Origin of the sequence: Streptomyces sp. NPDC086777 (assembly GCF_040702065.1) — a bacterium.
Taxonomy (GTDB): Bacteria; Actinomycetota; Actinomycetes; order Streptomycetales; family Streptomycetaceae; genus Streptomyces.
Window position 1 is genome coordinate 145,159 of record NZ_JBFBJI010000019.1, and the last position, 16,402, is coordinate 161,560.

The window sequence follows — 16,402 nt, forward strand, 5'->3', positions numbered from 1 at the left end:
ACTCATGATGGCAGGACTTCGACCATGGAAACGCCTATGCCGGGAATTCCGGAAAAGGCAGGAGGAGGGTTCGTGAAGGCGAGCGAGCAGGACGGGACGTATCCGAGGCCGATCCTGCGGCGGGAACGGTGGCACAGCCTCGACGGCGTCTGGGAGTTCGGGTACGACGACGCCCGCGAGGGCGAGCGCGACGCGTGGTTCTCCGCTCCGGCGACGGGTGCGTTCGACCGGGAGATCACCGTCCCGTACCCGCCCGAGGCTCCCGCCTCCGGTATCGGCGAGACCGCCGCGCACGCGGTGGTCTGGTACCGCCGCCGCATTCCCCACGAGGTCCTCGCCGTCGGCGGCGGTGACCGGGCCCTGGTGCACTTCGGAGCCGTCGACCACCGCGCGAAGGTCTGGCTGGACGGCCGCCTGGTCGCCGAACACGTGGGCGGTCAGACGCCGTTCACCGCGGACGTCACCGACGCGCTGCTCCCCGGCGCCGAGGAGCACGTGCTCGTCGTCCGCGCCGAGGACGATCCGGCCGACCTGGCGCAGCCGCGCGGCAAGCAGGACTGGCAGGACCGCCCGCACGCCGTCTGGTACGAGCGGACCACCGGCATCTGGCAGACCGTGTGGACCGAGACCGTCTCCGCGCAGCACCTCACCGACCTGGCCTGGATCCCCGACCCCAGGCGCGGCGTCGCGGCCGAGATCACCCTGGCCTCGGTGCCGGCCACCCCGGTGAGCGTGGAGATCGTGCTGCGCCACGACGGCGAGGTGCTCGCCGAGTCCACCACCACCGTGGGCAGCCCGCGCGGCCGAGTCGACCTCGTCGTGCCCGCCCTGCGCAACGGCATCGACCGCGAGGACCTGCTGTGGAGCCCCGAGCGGCCCACGCTGGTCGACGCCCGGGTGACCGTCCGCGACGCCGCCACCTCCGAGGTGCTCGACACCGTCGACAGCTACGTCGGCCTGCGCAGCGCCGGCGTGGGCCGGGGCGCCTTCCTGCTCAACGACCGCCCCTACTACGTGCGTTCGGTCCTCAACCAGGGCTACCGCCCCGACACCCTGATCGCGAACTCCGGCACCGCCGAACTGCGCCGCGAGGTCGAGCTGATCAAGGCCATGGGCTTCAACGCGGTCCGCATCCACCAGAAGGCCGAGGACCCCCGCTTCCTCTACTGGGCCGACCGGCTCGGCCTGCTGGTGTGGGGCGAGACCGGTGCCGCGTACGAGTACGGCACCGAGGCCGTGGAGCTGCTCACCCGGGAGTGGCTGGACCTGGTGCGGCGGGACCGCAGCCATCCCTCGATCGTCACCTGGGTGCCGGTCAACGAGAGCTGGGGCTGCTCCGACATCGCCGACGACCCCGCGCAGCAGGCCTACACGGTGGCGCTCGCGAACCTCACCCGGGCGCTGGACCCGACCCGGCCGGTCATGTCCAACGAGGGCTGGGAGCACACCGACAGCGACATCATGGGCGTGCACGACTACTCCTCCGACCCCGGGCTGCTCACCCGCCGCTACGGCGCCGCCGCCGGGTTCGAGGCGCTGCTGGCCTCGCCGGGTCCGGCCGGGCGCACCCTCTCCCTCAACGCACGGCAGACGGAGCGCTACCGGGCCGGTGACGCCCCCCTGATGGTCACCGAGTTCGGCGGACTGTCCGTGGGCGCCGAGGAGGACGAGTTCTCCTACACGCGGACCAGCACGGACGCGCAGTACGCCGCCCTGCTCGACGACGTCTTCGGGGTGCTGCACAGGAGCCCGGTCGTCGCGGGCTTCTGCTACACGCAGTTCATGGACACCGCACAGGAGACCAACGGCCTGCTGTACGCGGACGGTTCGCCGAAGCTGCCGCTGGAGACGATCCACCGCATCGTCACCGGCACCGACTCCGCCCCCGAGGAGAGGCCCGAGTCACCGGCCCCGGCCGACGGGCAGCGGTGACCGGCGGCAGACCTCGGCGCGCCGACCGCGCCGAGGTCTGCCGGATCCTGTCCTCCTATCGGTACGAGACGGCCGTGGCGGCGTGGCTGCTCCGCGCGGGCAGGGTGATCCGCAGCACCTGGGCGCCGGCGTCCCAGTGCCAGGCCGAGGCCGCCAACCGGGCACCGTCCGCGCTCACTCGGCTCGGTGCCGCGCCGACGCCGAGGAAGGACACGGTCCAGGTGCGTTGGGTAGCCCGGCCGGGGAAGGTTCCTCCGGCGGGTGCGATCTTCAGCAGATGGGTGCCCTTGTGCTCGGCGTAGCGGATCCGGGTGGTTGCCGTACGTCCCGGGTGTGGGGTCGTGCCGTCGTCCTCGTAGAGGGAGAACGCGCCGGACGCTCCAGGGGCCACGGTGACGGTGACCTTGTCGAGCGGGCTCCGGCTGTCGTTCGGCACGTCGTCGGACCGGGTGGTGACGATGCCGCCCGCCCGGACGAAGACCGGCATGGTGTCCAGGGTGGTCGTGATGTCGTACGTGGCCCCGCCGGCGGGTGCGGTGTAGGTGCGGCCGGTGAAGTAGTCCGTCCAGCGGCCCGGCGGGAACCACACCGACGTGGTCGTGGCGGTGCCGGGGGTGGTGACCGGGGCGACCAGCATGTCGGGGCCGTAGAGGTACTCGCTGTCCGCCCGGGTGTAGGCGTTCTCCTCCTCCGGGTACTGGAGGTACAGCGGGCGCACGATCGGGGTGCCGCTGGTGTTGGCCTGCTGCGCCAGGGTGTACGTGTACGGCACGAGCGCCTCGCGCAGCCGGAGGAACTTCTCCGCGGACTTCTCCGCTTCGGGGCCGTACTGCCACGGCAGGCGGTCGCTGTGGTTGCTGTGCAGCCGGTCGACGGGCTGGAAGGTGCCGAACTGCACCCAGCGTGCGTACAGGTCGTCGGGCAGTCTGGTGGTGCGGTGGGTCTGGCCGTTCGAGGTGTAGGTCTCGGCCCCGGGGATGCCGTACCCGTCGTTGTGGCCGCCGATGTCGTGGCTGACGGCGGCGAGGCCGGTGGCGGCCGACTCTCCCGGCGTGTAGCCGACCTCGGCGCGCAGGGTGCCCCAGTTCGAGGTGGTGTCACCGGTGAAGTGGAGGGTGCTGCGCTTGTCGGCCCAGGGCCCGGTGGGCAGGCCCACGCCGCCGCTGTAGCCGCCGGCCTGGAGGGAGCCGTAGGCCCGGGACAGGACGAAGCCGCGGTCGCCGGTCTCCGAGGCGGTGAGGCCGGCGTACTGCTGGTTGATCCACGCGTCCGGGGTGACGCCGGACCGGGACGAGCGGGAGGCGTCGCAGCACCAGTCGAGCCACCAGAAGTCGTTGCCGGCCTGGTCCATCGGCCGGTGCAGGTCGAGGTAGGCCTTGAGCTGGTCGGGGTCACCGAAGTCGAAGGTGTAGCAGTCCGAGCCGGCGCTGCCGGCGCAACCGCCCTTGCGCAGCTTGCCCTTGGCCGTCGCCTGTGCCGTCGCGAACTGCGGGTCGGTGCCGAGGATGCTCGGGTGCACGTTCAGCGTGTTGTGCAGCCCCTGGCCGGCTGACCAGTCGAAGAAGCCCCTGGGGTCGGGGAACTTGGCCGGGTCGAAGTTCCAGCCGCTCCAGGTGTTGGGCGACTTGAAGTCGGTGTCCGTCACCAGGACGTCCAGGGGGACGTCCGCGGCGCGGAACGCGGGCAGGACGGTGTTCTCGTAGTCGCTCGCGGTGCGGTCGAGGTATTCGGAGTACCAGACGCCGTAGGCCCAGCGGGGCAGCAGCTGGGACGGGCCGGTCAGGGTCGCGAGGTCGGACAGGCCCTGCTGGTAGTCGTGGCCGAAGGCGAAGAGGTAGCCGTCCTGGTAGGGGCGGCCGTCGTGGGCAGGGCGTGCGGACGCCTGCTCGGTGTCGGTGTCGTAGATCGCGGACGGGGTGTCGTCGAGCAGGTACCAGCCGTCGCGGTGCAGCAGGCCCGGTGTGGTCCAGGGGGTCGGGTCGTCGTCGCCGTTGAGTCCGTCGAGGCTGCGCCGGTAGCCGCCCAGGGCGAGGTGGGGCGCCGGGGCGGCCTCGCCCTGCCGGCTCAGCGCGAGGGTGTCGATGTTGACGTGGCAGTCGGCCGTCTGCGGGCAGCTCAGCGCGAGGTCGTCGGTGCCCGCCTTCAACTCGACGGGGACGGAGGCTGATTGCCAGGTGTCCCAGTTGTCGGTGGCCGGGAGCGTGAGGGTCTCGGCGGCACCGTCGCCGGTGGCGACGTCGATGGTGCGGGCCTGGTGCAGGCCGTCGCTGCCCGTGCCGTTGGCGTAGCGCAGGTTCAGCAGGTACGTGCCGTCCGCGGGGACGCCCGTGACGCGGTCCGAGACACGTGATCCCTGGTTGAGTTCGGCGGTGAATCCGTAGCCAGCGTGGTTCCTGTGGTCGGTGGCGACGGTCGCGGAGCCCGCCAGGAGGGCGTCCTCGGCCTCGCAACTGGTTCCGAACCGGCAGCCGTTGACCGTACTCTGCGCGCGGGTGGGGTAGTCCGCTCCGGGGGTGAGCAGGGCGAGGCTGTCGATGTTGACGCTTCCGGAGTCGGCGGCGGTGCGGTGCAGCCGGACGGTGTGCGGGCCGGCGCCGAGGGTCAGCGGCAGCCGGGCCACGCCCCAGGTGTTCCAGTCCGTTGTCGCGGGCAGCGTGAAGGTCCTGTCGGCGCCGCCGTCCACGCCGAGGCTGAGGGTACGGGCCTCGTGCCGGCCGTCGCTGCCGACGGCGTTGGAGTAGCGCACGGCCAGGTCGTAGGTGCCGGATGCCGGTGAACTCACGTCCGCAGCGAGGGAGTTGTTGTCGACCTCGAATCCGGCGAGGAAGCCCTTGCCGGTGAATCCGCCGTGGTCGGCGGCGAGGCCCGGACCGTCGTACTGCTGGTCCTCGGCCTCGCACAGGGCGCCGACGGTGCAGACGTCGTGCTGCCAGGGCGCCGCCAGCACCGGCGTCCGGCCCGCCTCGAAGGACGTGGTCAGGTTGTCGGCGTCGAACGGGCCGGAGCCGACCCGGTAGCGCAGGGTCATGGCACTGGTGGTGATGGTCAGGACACCGTCGCTCACGGACGAGGTGTAGCGCGGTGGGGTGAAGGAGTCCCGGCCGATCGCGTTGAAGGTGGCACGGTCCTCGAAGTGGCCGTCTCCGGCGTACTCGGTCCGGATCAACGTCGGTGACAGGACCTCGAATCGGGCGTTGTCCACGCTCACCGTGGCGGTGCGGGGCCTGTGGTGCGCGGTGCCCGCTGCGGCGACGCCCGGTGATGTCAGGCAGAGCCCCGCCAGTGCGCCGGCCACCACGAGTGCGGTCGGCGTGCGGCGGGATCTCGACGAGAAGGGTTTCACAGCACTCTCCGTCTCCGGCCCAGCCATGTCTGGGCGACTACCACCACGGCCAGAAAGGCACCGCTGACGACCTGCTGGTAGGCGGAGTCGAGCGAGCCGATCTGGTTGATCACGTTCTGGATGACCTTCAGCAGCAGCACTCCGACCAGGGAGCCGCTGATGAAGCCGGAGCCGCCGCTGAGCAGCGTGCCGCCGATGACCACGGCGGAGATGGCCTCCAGTTCCATGCCGCTGCCGAGGATCGTCACGCCGGACAGCAGCCAGGCCGCGTTGAGCGCGCCGGCGAGCCCGGCGCACAGCCCGGAGAGCGTGTAGACGGAGATCTTCGTGCGGGCCACCGGTGCACCCATCAGGGCGCCGGCGTCCTCGTTGCCGCCGACCGCGTAGACGTACTGCCCGAATCTGGTCCGGCGCAGCACGACCGCGCCGAGCACGAACAGCGCCAGGGTGATCCACACCGGAACTCCGATGCCGCCCAGGGAACCCTGCCCGAGGGTGGCGAAGAAGGAGTCCTTGTCGACGAGATACGTCGTGGAGCCCTCGTCGGTGATGGCCAGCAGAATGCCACGGGCGCCCAGCATCGCGGCCAGGGTGACGATGAACGGTGCGAGCCGGACCCGTGCGATGAGCACTCCGTTGACCAGGCCGATCAGTCCGCAGACGGCGAGCGGCAACAGCAGGGCCACCGCCGTGCCGTACCGCGAGCCCCAGGCGGCGAGGACGCCGCCGAGGGCGAACAGCGAGCCCACCGACAGGTCGATGCCGCCGGTGACGATCACGAATGTCATACCGAGGGCGACCACGGCGAGGAACGCCGAGGACAGCGCCATGTTCTCCAGGTTGTCGCCGGTCAGGAAGGTGTCGAAGCTCAGCGACGCCGCCACCATGGCGATCACGAGGGTGACGAGGGCGCCGTGCTGCTGTGCGAGCCCGCTCAGTCGTTCCGAGCGGTTCGCCCGCCCCGGACCGGCGTCCTGGTGGTTCGCGGTGCCGGCCGGCATGCCGGCCTCTTCGGTCTGCGTGGTCATCGCCTGCCTCGTTCCCGGGCCGCGTAGACGGCCAGGACGATCACCACGGCCTGGGCGATCTGGGTCCACGACGGCGGCAGATCGTGCTTGATGAGGGTGGTGGTGAGCAGCTGGATGAGCACCGCGCCGGCGGCCGTGCCACCGATGCGGACCCGTCCGCCGCTGAGCGGGGTGCCGCCGACGACCACGGCGGTGATGGCGGACAGCTCCATCAGGGAGCCGAGGGAAGTGGGGTCGCTCGCGGCGAGCCGGGCGGTGGCCAGCACGCCCGCGACCGCGGCGAGGGCGCCGGAGCAGACGTAGACCACGACCAGGACCCGGCGTACCGGGAGTCCGGCGAGCCGGGCCGCGGCCCGGCTGTCGCCGATGGCCAGGACCTGACGTCCGAAGGTGGTGCGCCGCATCACGAACGCGACCAGCACCGCGAGCGCCGCGGCGATGAGGACCAGGTAGGGCAACCCGAGGACGTCGCCGGAGCCGAGTGCCGCCAGGCCCGGGTCGTGCACGTCCTTGAGCTGGGGCAGCAGGACCAGGGCGAGGCCGCGTCCGGCGACCATGAGGGCGAGGGTGGCGACGATGGGCTGGACGCCGACGAACGCGATCAGCGCGCCGTTCGCGACGCCGACCGCGGCACCGGCGACGACCGCGACGAGCGTGGCGATCCAGGGCCCGTACCCGAGGTACAGCGAGAGCAGGGAGGTGGCCAGCGCCATCACCGAGCCCACCGACAGGTCGACGCCCTCGGTGCCGATCGCCAGCGCCATGCCGAGCGCGACGATCAGGACGGGGGCGACCTGGACGGCCTGGGTGCGGAAGTTCTCCGTGGAGGCGAAGTGCGGGGTGAAGGCGAAGTTGAACAGCAGCAGCACCAGGACCCCGGTGTACACGCCGTAGTCCTGGAGCAGGCGCAGCAGCCGGGCGCGGTCCGGCGTGCCGCGGGCCAGGGTCAGTTCAGTCATCGCTCCCTCCGGCGGGTACGGCGGCGATGGCGCGCATCAGTTCGCCCTCGGTGACGGCGTCACCGGTCAGCTCGCGGACCACGACGCCGTCCTTGAGGACGACCACGCGGTCGCTGCCTTCGATCAGTTCCTCGGTGTCGGAGGAGATCAGCAGCACGGCCAGGCCGTCGTCGGCGAGTTCGTCGATGAGCGCCTGCACCTCGGCCTTGGCGCCGACGTCGATGCCGCGGGTCGGTTCGTCCAGCAGCAGGACCTTGGGGTGCAGGGCGAGCCAGCGGGCCAGCAGGACCTTCTGCTGGTTGCCGCCGGAGAGTTCGCCGACCTTCTGGTGCACGCCCGCGGCCTTGATGCGGAGCCGTTTCGTGAACGTCTCCACGATCCGGTCGACCCGGGCGTCGTCGACGAGGCCGAAGCGGGACAGGCCGGGCAGGGCGGCGAGCGCGATATTCTCGCGGACCGACAGGCCCGGCAGGATGCCCTCGCTCTTGCGGTCCTCCGGCAGCAGGCTGATGCCGGCGCGGATGGCCGCGGCGGTCGAGCCCGGCCGCACCGGGACGCCGGCGACGACGACCCGGCCGGCGTCGGTGGGCAGGGCGCCGGCGATGGCCTTCGCGGTCTCGCTGCGTCCGGAGCCGAGCAGTCCGCCGAGGCCCACGACCTCGCCGGGGCGGATCGACAGCGACACGCTCCGCAGCTGGTGCCGGGCCGTCAGGTCGGTTGCGGTCAGGACCGGTTCGGCTTCGGTGCCGTGCGAGCCGGAGAACTTGGTCATGCCCTGCGCACGCACCTCGCCGGTCTCCCGGCCGAGCATCATGGCGACCAGCCGCAGCCGGTCGAGTGCGGCGAGCGGTCCGGTGTGCACGACGCGGCCGTCGCGCAGGACGGTGATCGTGTCGCAGAGTTCGTACAGCTCGTCCATGCGGTGGCTGACGTAGACGACCGCGACACCGCGCTCGCGCAGCATGCGGATCACCTCGAACAGGGTCTGCACCTCGCGCGGTTCGAGGGAGGAGGTCGGTTCGTCCATGATGACGACGCGGGCCTCGACGGCGACGGCACGGGCAAGCGCGACCATCTGCTGGGCGCCGACGCCGAGTTCGCGCAGCGGCCGGCGGACGTCGACCCGGATGCCGAGTCCGCGCAGTGCCTCGTCGGCCTCCCGGTGCATGCGCCGGAAGTCGATCAGGCCCAGCCGGTTCAACGGTTCGCGGCCGAGGAACAGGTTGCGGGCCACACTCATCAGCGGAACGAGGTTGACCTCCTGGTAGATGGTGGAGATGCCGGCCTGCTGGGCCTGCAGCGGGGTGGTGAAGCGGACGGGTTCGCCGTCGTAGGTCACCTCGCCGTGGTCGGGCCGGTACACGCCGGTGAGCACCTTGATGAGCGTCGACTTGCCCGCGCCGTTCTCCCCGACGAGCGCGTGGACGTGTCCGGCGCGTGCGGTGAAGTCCACGTCGGACAGCGCGCGCACGCCGGGGAAGGTCTTGGACAGCCCGGTGACCGAGAGCACGTCAGTACGCCTTGCCGAGGTCCGCCTGGGCGTTGCCCTTGTCGTAGGCGCTGTCCTTGATGACGATGTCCTGCCCGACCTGCCCGCCCTTGGTGAAGGTGCCGAGGGTCTGGAAGGCGAGCGGTCCGAAGCGCGGGTTGGACTCGATGACCGCGTAGATCCAGCCGTCCACGATGCCCTGTACGGCGTTGCGGGTGCCGTCGATCGTCACGATCTTGACGTCGCCGGGCTTCTTGCCCGCGCCCTTGAGGGCGTTGACGGCGCCGAGGCCCATCTCGTCGTTCTCGGCGTAGATCCCGGTGATCCCGGGCTTGGACTGGATGAGGTTCTCGGTGACCGACTGGCCCTTCTCGCGGGCGAATTCGCCGGTCTGGCGGAACACGACCTTCAGACCGGGCGCCTTCTCCTTGATGCGGTCCTCGAAGCCCTTGGTGCGCTCGGTGGTGACGTTGTTGCCGGCCGAGCCGAGGAGGATCGCGATCTCGCCCTTGCCGCCGGTCGCCGCGATCATCTGGTCCGCGGCCCGTCTGCCCTGCTCGGTGAAGTCGGAGCCGATGAAGCTCACGTAGTCCTTGCAGGCCGTCGCGTTGATCTTGCGGTCGATGGTGACGATCGGAATGTGCCTGGCGGCCGCGGTGCGCAGCACCGGCTCCCAGCCGTCGGAGTTGAGCGGGGCGATGACCAGGAGGTCCGCGCCCTTGGCGATGAGGTCCTGGACGTCGCTGATCTGCTTGGAGAACTGCGACTGGGCGTTGGCGGTGAGCAGTTTGACGCCCTCCGCCTTTGCTTCGGCCTTGATGGAGGCGGTCTCCGCGATGCGGAAGGGGTTGGCCTCCTTCTCGGACTGGGAGAAGCCGACGGTGGCGGTCTTCAGGTCGGTCTTCCGGCCGCCGTAGGCGTCGACGGTGCAGGTCGGGCCGGTGGCGGTGCCGGGCGAGGCGACGGCCTGGCCGGCGTTGTCCTGCTGCGCGGCGGAGGGCTTGGTGTCCGGGTCGTCCTCGGACTTGGTGCAGCCGGTCGCGAGCGCGAGGCTCGTCACCAGGCCGGCGGCGAGAAGTGTTCGAGCGGCGGTGCGACGGGCAGGTGCGGTGGGCTTCATGAGTGTCCCCAAATGGCACGGCCCCGGAGCTGAGAGCGCTCTCGGGGGAGACTTGCTCTTGCGTCAACTCGGCGTGCTCGTCGTTCAGGGGAGGTTTTTACATCGTTGGAAGGGGCGTGTAAAGCCTTCCGTCCGAAATCTCGTCAGCGTCGGCCCAAGGTGCTCTCCCGCTCCACCAGCTCGAAGTCCGCGGTCAGTTCGCGGCCGCCGGGCTCCGCGCGGCCCGACAGGCTGCGCAGCAGCGAGGCCACGGCCATCCTGGCGATGGCCTGCTTGTCCGGTGACACCGTCGTCAGGGTGACGGCGCCGAAGCGCCCCTCCGCGATGTCGTCGAACCCCACCACCGCCACGTCCCAGGGGACCCGCAGACCCCGCTCGTGGAGCACGCGCATCGCCCCGATCGCGATCAGGTCGTTGAATGCGAAGACGGCGTCCGGACGCACGCCCGAGTCCAGCAGCTCGGCCATGGCCCGCGCCCCGTCGTCCCGGTCCCAGCCGCCGACCGGCACCACCAGGCTGTCCGGCGCGGGCACCCCGGCCGCCGCCAGTTCCGCGCGCCAGCCGTCCAGGCGCAGGTGGGCGGGCCGGTTCACGGAGTCGGTGCGCACGCCGAGGTAGGCGATCCGGGTCCGGCCGCGGCCCAGCAGATGGCGCACGGCGCACCGGGCCGCCGCCACGTTGTCGATCGCGATGTGGTCGAAGGGCAGGCCGTACTCGCGTTCCCCGAGCAGCACCATCGGCACGTCGCCCGGCCGGCCCCGCAGGTCCTCGGCCTCCAGGGTCAGCGGGCTGAGGATCAGCCCGTCGATCACCCCGCCCCGGAAACCCTGGCTGACCAGGATCTCCTGTTCGCGTTCACCCCGCGTGTGGTCGAGCAGGACAGTGAACTCGTGCTCCGCGGCCGCATCGATCACCGCGCCGGCCAGCTCCGCGAAGTAAGGGTTGCCGAGCTCGGGAACGGCGAGCGCGATGATCCCCGTACGGCCCTTGCGCAGATGCCGCGCCGTCAGGTTGGGCCGGTACCCGAGCTCGTCGATCGCCGCCTGCACCCGGGCGCGCATCGCCGGGGTGACGTGCGGATAGTTGTTCACCACGTTGGACACGGTCTTGATCGAAACGCCCGCGCGTTCCGCCACGTCCCTCAGGCTGACCCGCAAGGGATCTCCTCAGCGTCGATGGGTGCCCCCGCCCCCGGGGATTGTCATGTCCCTGGACACAGGCCGAGAGCCGTGCTCTCATGCCAACTGCCGTTCCTTCCAACGTTGTACAGACAGAAGCAACGAGCCGCCACCCTTCCTCACCCAAGGAGGATTCGTGCGCATCAGACCTCTCGGACAACGCCTCGCCCTGCTGCTCGCCGCGGCACTGGGCCTGGCCGGCCTCACCGCTCCCCCGGCCGCCACCGCGGCCTCCGCGGCCGTCGATCCCGTCGAAGTCCACGGCCTCAAGGGCGACTACTACACCCAGTCCGCCCCCGGCGCCTTCGACTTCCACGAGCTCAAGGCCACCGGGTTCGACCCGAACCTCGACTTCGACACCCTGGAGCCGCGCCTGGACTTCGCCACCGGCCAGTCGGACGACGTCAGCGTCCGCTGGACGGGGAAGATCGTCCCGGAGAAGACCGGCCCCACCACCTTCTCCATCATCGGCGACAACGGCTTCCGCCTGTGGGTGGACGGCCGGCTGGTCATCGACCACTGGGTGGACGACTGGGACATCGAACAGACGGGCCAGCCGGTCGAGCTGACCGCGGGCACCGCCTACGACATCAAGGTCGAGTACTTCGAGCACTACGGCGGCTCCAACCTCCACCTGCGCTGGACCCCGCCCGGTGGCACCAAGACGGCCGTCCCGCAGTCCGCGTTCCGGCTCCCCGACGGTTTCGACTACGACGGCGCCGTCTCCACCGCCGTGCAGGCGAACGGCCGCACCCTCGCCCTGGAGTTCGCACAGCCGCTCGGCGCTTTGCCGGCCGGTCTGGCCGAGCACCTGGACGCCGTCATCGGGGGCGCCACCTGGCCGCTGGGGAAGGCCCGGTTGGACTCCGCAGACCCCCGGAAGCTGCTGATCACGCTGAAGGAGCCCGTCGTCGGCAACAGGACCGGCACCGCCTCCGGTCTCGCCGACGTGCGCTACGACGGTCAGGGCGGACTGGCAGGCGCCGATGGCAACGTTGTCAGCTCCTTCTGGAGCAGCGGCGCCAACAAGTCGACCTACGAGCTGCGCACCAAGTGGGCCGACCAGGTCGGCCCCGACAACGCCCACCCGGAGTACCCGAGGCCCCAGCTCACGCGCGGTGACTGGCAGAACCTCAACGGCACCTGGCAGTTCGCCGCCGCCACGGCGGGAGAACAGCCGCCGGTGGGCAGGAAGCTCGGCGAGAGGATCCTGGTCCCGTACCCCGTCGAGTCCCAGCTGTCCGGGCTCGAACGGCACGAGGACCGCATGTGGTACCGGCGTACCTTCACCGTCCCGGCCGGCTGGAAGATCGGCTCCGGCAAGCGGCTGCAGCTGAACTTCGGCGCGGTCGACTGGCGGGCGGAGGTGTACGTCAACGGCACCAAGGTGGCCGAACACCAGGGCGGGTACGACAAGTTCAGCGCCGACATCACCGACGCGCTGAAGCCCGGGCGCACCCAGGAGCTGATCGTCGGCGTCTACGACCCCACCGACGCGGCCGACGGCGAGAACCCGCCGGTCGGCAAACAGCGCCTGGACCCGAGCGGCATCTGGTACACGCCGACCTCCGGGATCTGGCAGACGGTGTGGATGGAGCCGGTGGCCGCCGACCACGTGGACCAGCTCAGGCTCACCCCGGACGTCGACGCCGGCACCCTCACCGTCGAGCCGCAGGGCGTCCGCGACGGTCTGCCGGTCACGGCGACCGCCTACGCGGGCAAGCGCAAGGTGGCCACGGCCACCGGCCGCAGCGGCACACCGCTGACCCTGCGCATCCGCAACCCGCGGCTGTGGTCCCCCGACGACCCGTTCCTCTACGACCTGAAGGTGAGCGTCGGGGCCGACCGTGTCGGCAGCTACTTCGGGATGCGGTCGGTGAGGGTCGGGAAGGTGAACGGCGTCCCGCGCACCCTGCTCAACGGCAGACCGGTCTTCATGATGGCCACCCTGGACCAGGGCTTCTGGCCGGACGGGCTGTACACCGCCCCGACGGACGAGGCACTCGCCTACGACCTGAAGATGCACAAGAGCATGGGCTTCAACGCGGTGCGCAAGCACATCAAGGTGGAGCCCGACCGCTGGTTCTACTGGGCCGACCGGCTCGGCCTGATGGTGTGGCAGGACATGCCCGCGATGACGGCCGGGGTGAACCCGTCCACGCAGGCGCGCGCCGAGTACGAGCGCGAGATGAAGCAGATGATCGACGAGCACTACAGCAGCCCGTCGGTCGTCATGTGGGTCACCTTCAACGAGGGATGGGGCCAGTACGACATGGCCCGCATCGCCGACCAGGCCAAGTCCTGGGACCCGACCCGGCTGGTCAACTCCATGTCCGGGCTCAACCTCGGCGAGGACGGCGGCACCGGCGACATCATGGACGAGCACGGCTATCCCAGTCCGGCCCTGCCGCCCCACCCAGACGGCCGGCGCGCCCTGGTCAGCGGCGAGTACGGCGGTCTCGGCCTCGCGGTGCCCGGACACGCCTGGTCGGTGCAGCAGTCGTACGTCGACGTCGACCCGGCGAGCTACACCGACGACTACCTGGCCAAGCTCGCCGAGGTCCACGCGCTGGCCTGCCAGGGCGGCAACGGCGCGGTGTACACCCAGATCTCGGACGTCGAGGGTGAGCTCAACGGCCTGCTGACGTACGACCGCAAGGTGGTCAAGCCCGATGTCCAACGGCTCAGGACGGCCCAGCAGGCGCTGATCTCCGACGCCTCACGGGCCACACCGGCCGGGTGCGCGTCCTGACGCCCGTCCGGAGTCGGCGCACGCCTCCCCGCGCCACGCCGAGGGTCCTGAGCCATCTGTAGGAGGAGTGCGGTCCGCCGCCGCCCGAACGGCGGCGGACCGCCCCGGCTCCTGCGCACCCCCTGGACACGCCCCCCGGTCCGTGCTGTCATGCCGATTGGTCTCTACCTTCCAACGTTGGAACGCCCCGGGCGCCTCGGCGACACGCTCGCAGGCCCTGGTCCCCGCACGTCCCGGATCGTGCCAGGAGGCTCCCCCATGCCCCTGAACCGCAGACACTTCGTCGCCGGCGCGCTCACCGCGGCCGGGGCGAGCGGTCTCCCGCTCGCCGTGGCCGGCCCCGCCCAGGCGGCGCGCGGCCCTCGGACCGCACAGGCCGCGGCGTCGGCGCGCGTGGCGCCTGCCCCCGGCGGGCTCTACTCCCCCAACGCGTCGCCCCTGTCCCCCACGGCCTTTCTGCGCCTGCCGCCCGGCGCGGTCACCGCGCGCGGCTGGCTCGACGGCCAACTGCGCCGGCAACTCGCCGGTCTGTGCGGCCAGTACGCCGCGATCTCGCACTTCCTGGTGATGTCCGACTCGGGCTGGGTGCACCCCGAGCTCACCGGCTGGGAGGAGGTCCCGTACTGGCTGCGCGGATACGTCGACCTGGCGATCCTCACGCAGGACGCCACCGCACTGGCCGCCGTCCGGCAGTGGATCGACGCGATCGTCGCCACCCGGCAGTCCGACGGCTGGTTCGGTCCGACCGCCCTGCGCACGTCGCTCGGCGGCGGCCCGGACTTCTGGCCCTTCCTGCCGCTCACCTGGGCGCTGCGCAACTGGCAGGAGTACAGCGGGGACAGCCGGATCATCCCGCTGCTCACCGGCTTCTTCCGCTTCATGAACGCGCAGGGCCCGTCGGCGTTCGACCAGAGCTGGGTGTCGGTGCGCTGGGGCGACGGTCTGGACAGCGTCTTCTGGCTGTACAACCGTACGGGCGACTCGTTCCTGCTCGCCCTCGCGGACAAGATCCATGCCAACGGCGCCGACTGGGTCGGCAACCTGCCGTCCCTGCACAACGTCAACATCGCGCAGGGGTTCCGGGAGCCCGCCCAGTACGCGCTGCGCTCGCCGTCGGCCGCGCTCACCCAGGCGGCGTACCAGAACTACACGTCGGTGATGACCTCGTACGGCCAGTTCCCGGGCGGCGGATTCGCGGGCGACGAGAACGCGCGGCCCGGGTTCGGCGACCCCCGGCAGGGCTTCGAGACCTGCGGCATCGTCGAGTTCATGGCCAGCCACCAACTGCTGACCCGGATCACCGGGGACGCGGTGTGGGCCGACCGCTGCGAGGACCTGGCCTTCAACTCGCTGCCCGCGGCGCTCGATCCGTCCGGCAGGGCGGTCCACTACATCACCGGCGCGAACAGCGTCGACCTCGACGACGCTGCCAAGACCCAGGGGCAGTTCCAGAACGGCTTCGCCATGCAGGCGTTCATGCCGGGCGTCGACCAGTACCGCTGCTGCCCGCACAACTACGGGATGGGCTGGCCCTACTTCACCGAGGAACTGTGGCTCGGCACCCCGGACGACGGGCTGGCGGCCGCGATGTACGCGCCCAGCCAGGTCACCGCGAAGGTCGCCGACGGCACCGCGGTGACCATCGCCGAGACCACCGACTACCCCTTCGGCGACACGGTCACCCTGACCGTCTCCACGCCCGCCCCGCTCGCCTTCCCGCTGTACCTGCGGATCCCCGGCTGGTGCGGGTCGCCGCAGGTCACCGTGGCGGGCGCGGCCGTCTCCGCGTCGGCCGGACCGTCCTGGACCGTGCTCCGGCGCACCTGGAGCGACGGCGACACCGTCACGCTGCGCTTTCCGCAGTCGACGGTGCTGCGCACCTGGCCCGGCAACCACGGGGTCACCGCGGTCGACCGGGGACCGCTCACGTACTCGCTGAGCATCGGTGAGAACTACGTGCGGTACGGCGGCAGTTCCCAGTTCCCCGAGTACGAGGTGCACGCCACCACGGCGTGGAACTACGGACTCGCGCCGGACGACGGGACCTGGACGTTCACTCGCAGCGGCGGACCGCTGCCGGACGATCCGTTCGACAGCGGCACGACGCCGCTCCGGATCACCGCGCCGGCGCGCAGGATCGCCGAATGGCAGGCGGACGACCAGCACGTGGTGTCTTCGGTACAGGACTCGCCGGCACGCAGCACGGCTGCCGTGGAGAGCGTGACGCTGATTCCGATGGGCGCCGCCCGGCTGCGGATCTCCGCGTTCCCCACCGTCTCACCGACCGGCCACCCGTGGCAGCCGGTCGCCGTGTACCGGGTGCTCCGCAACAGGAACTCCGGCAAGGTCATGGGTGTCGACCTGATGTCCACCGCCAACAGCGCACACGTCGTCCAGTACGACGACAACGGCACCGCCGACCACCTCTGGCAACTCATCGACAACGGCGACGGCTGGTACCGCATCCGCAACAAGAACTCCGGCAAGGTCCTCGGCGTCGACCTCATGTCCACCGCCAACAGCGCACACGTCGTCCAGTACGACGACAACGGCACCGCCGACCACCTCTGGCAACTCATCGACAACGGCGACGGCTGGTAC

9 protein-coding genes are annotated in these 16,402 nt (G+C 71.0%); 3 read left to right on the top strand and 6 right to left on the bottom strand.

Annotated elements, in window-relative coordinates:
• The first annotated feature begins 72 nt into the window (after positions 1 to 72).
• The gene (locus AB0472_RS26080) at positions 73 to 1,932 is read left to right on the top strand and encodes a glycoside hydrolase family 2 TIM barrel-domain containing protein (protein WP_366359504.1); all 1,860 of its coding nucleotides are present in this window, start codon (positions 73 to 75) and stop codon (positions 1,930 to 1,932) included.
• 55 nt (positions 1,933 to 1,987) lie between these two features.
• On the opposite strand, the gene AB0472_RS26085 is transcribed toward AB0472_RS26080, so the two are convergent.
• The 6 genes from AB0472_RS26085 to AB0472_RS26110 all read right to left on the bottom strand — a co-directional run bounded on the left by AB0472_RS26085 (position 1,988) and on the right by AB0472_RS26110 (position 11,028).
• Positions 1,988 to 5,200 carry a TIM-barrel domain-containing protein gene (locus AB0472_RS26085; protein ID WP_366359567.1) on the bottom strand — a complete coding sequence of 1,071 codons (3,213 nt, stop codon included), beginning with the start codon at positions 5,198 to 5,200 and terminating at the stop codon, positions 1,988 to 1,990.
• Between the two features lie 71 nt (positions 5,201 to 5,271).
• Complete coding sequence (locus AB0472_RS26090; RefSeq protein ID WP_366359569.1) at positions 5,272 to 6,276, bottom strand: ABC transporter permease; 1,005 nt, start codon at positions 6,274 to 6,276, stop codon at positions 5,272 to 5,274.
• Between the two features lie 23 nt (positions 6,277 to 6,299).
• Complete coding sequence (locus AB0472_RS26095; protein ID WP_366359506.1) at positions 6,300 to 7,262, bottom strand: ABC transporter permease; 963 nt, start codon at positions 7,260 to 7,262, stop codon at positions 6,300 to 6,302.
• The gene (locus AB0472_RS26100; protein WP_366359508.1) at positions 7,255 to 8,772 is read right to left on the bottom strand and encodes a sugar ABC transporter ATP-binding protein; all 1,518 of its coding nucleotides are present in this window, start codon (positions 8,770 to 8,772) and stop codon (positions 7,255 to 7,257) included. The genes AB0472_RS26095 and AB0472_RS26100 overlap by 8 nt, the downstream gene beginning before the upstream one ends.
• A gap of 1 nt (position 8,773) precedes the next feature.
• Positions 8,774 to 9,871 carry an ABC transporter substrate-binding protein gene (locus tag AB0472_RS26105; protein ID WP_366359510.1) on the bottom strand — a complete coding sequence of 366 codons (1,098 nt, stop codon included), beginning with the start codon at positions 9,869 to 9,871 and terminating at the stop codon, positions 8,774 to 8,776.
• A gap of 143 nt (positions 9,872 to 10,014) precedes the next feature.
• Positions 10,015 to 11,028, bottom strand: a complete 1,014-nt coding sequence (locus tag AB0472_RS26110) for a LacI family DNA-binding transcriptional regulator (protein ID WP_366359512.1) — start codon at positions 11,026 to 11,028, stop codon at positions 10,015 to 10,017.
• 157 nt (positions 11,029 to 11,185) lie between these two features.
• Here AB0472_RS26110 and AB0472_RS26115 point away from each other — a divergent pair, with 157 nt between their 5' ends.
• Both AB0472_RS26115 and AB0472_RS26120 read left to right on the top strand, forming a co-directional pair.
• Positions 11,186 to 13,801 (top strand): PA14 domain-containing protein, encoded by a 2,616-nt coding sequence (locus AB0472_RS26115; RefSeq protein ID WP_366359514.1) that lies wholly within the window; start codon positions 11,186 to 11,188, stop codon positions 13,799 to 13,801.
• Positions 13,802 to 14,059: 258 nt separating this feature from the next.
• Positions 14,060 to 16,402, top strand: a 2,343-nt coding sequence (locus AB0472_RS26120) for a beta-L-arabinofuranosidase domain-containing protein (protein ID WP_366359516.1), incomplete at its 3' end; no start/stop codon positions are given.

Bases quoted from the DNA above. Each gene is read 5' to 3' on its own strand.
- AB0472_RS26090 (WP_366359569.1), bottom strand. From the start codon at position 6,276: ATGCCGGCCGGCACCGCGAACCACCAGGACGCCGGTCCGGGGCGGGCG.
- AB0472_RS26095 (WP_366359506.1), bottom strand. From the start codon at position 7,262: ATGACTGAACTGACCCTGGCCCGCGGCACGCCGGACCGCGCCCGGCTG.
- AB0472_RS26105 (WP_366359510.1), bottom strand. From the start codon at position 9,871: ATGAAGCCCACCGCACCTGCCCGTCGCACCGCCGCTCGAACACTTCTC.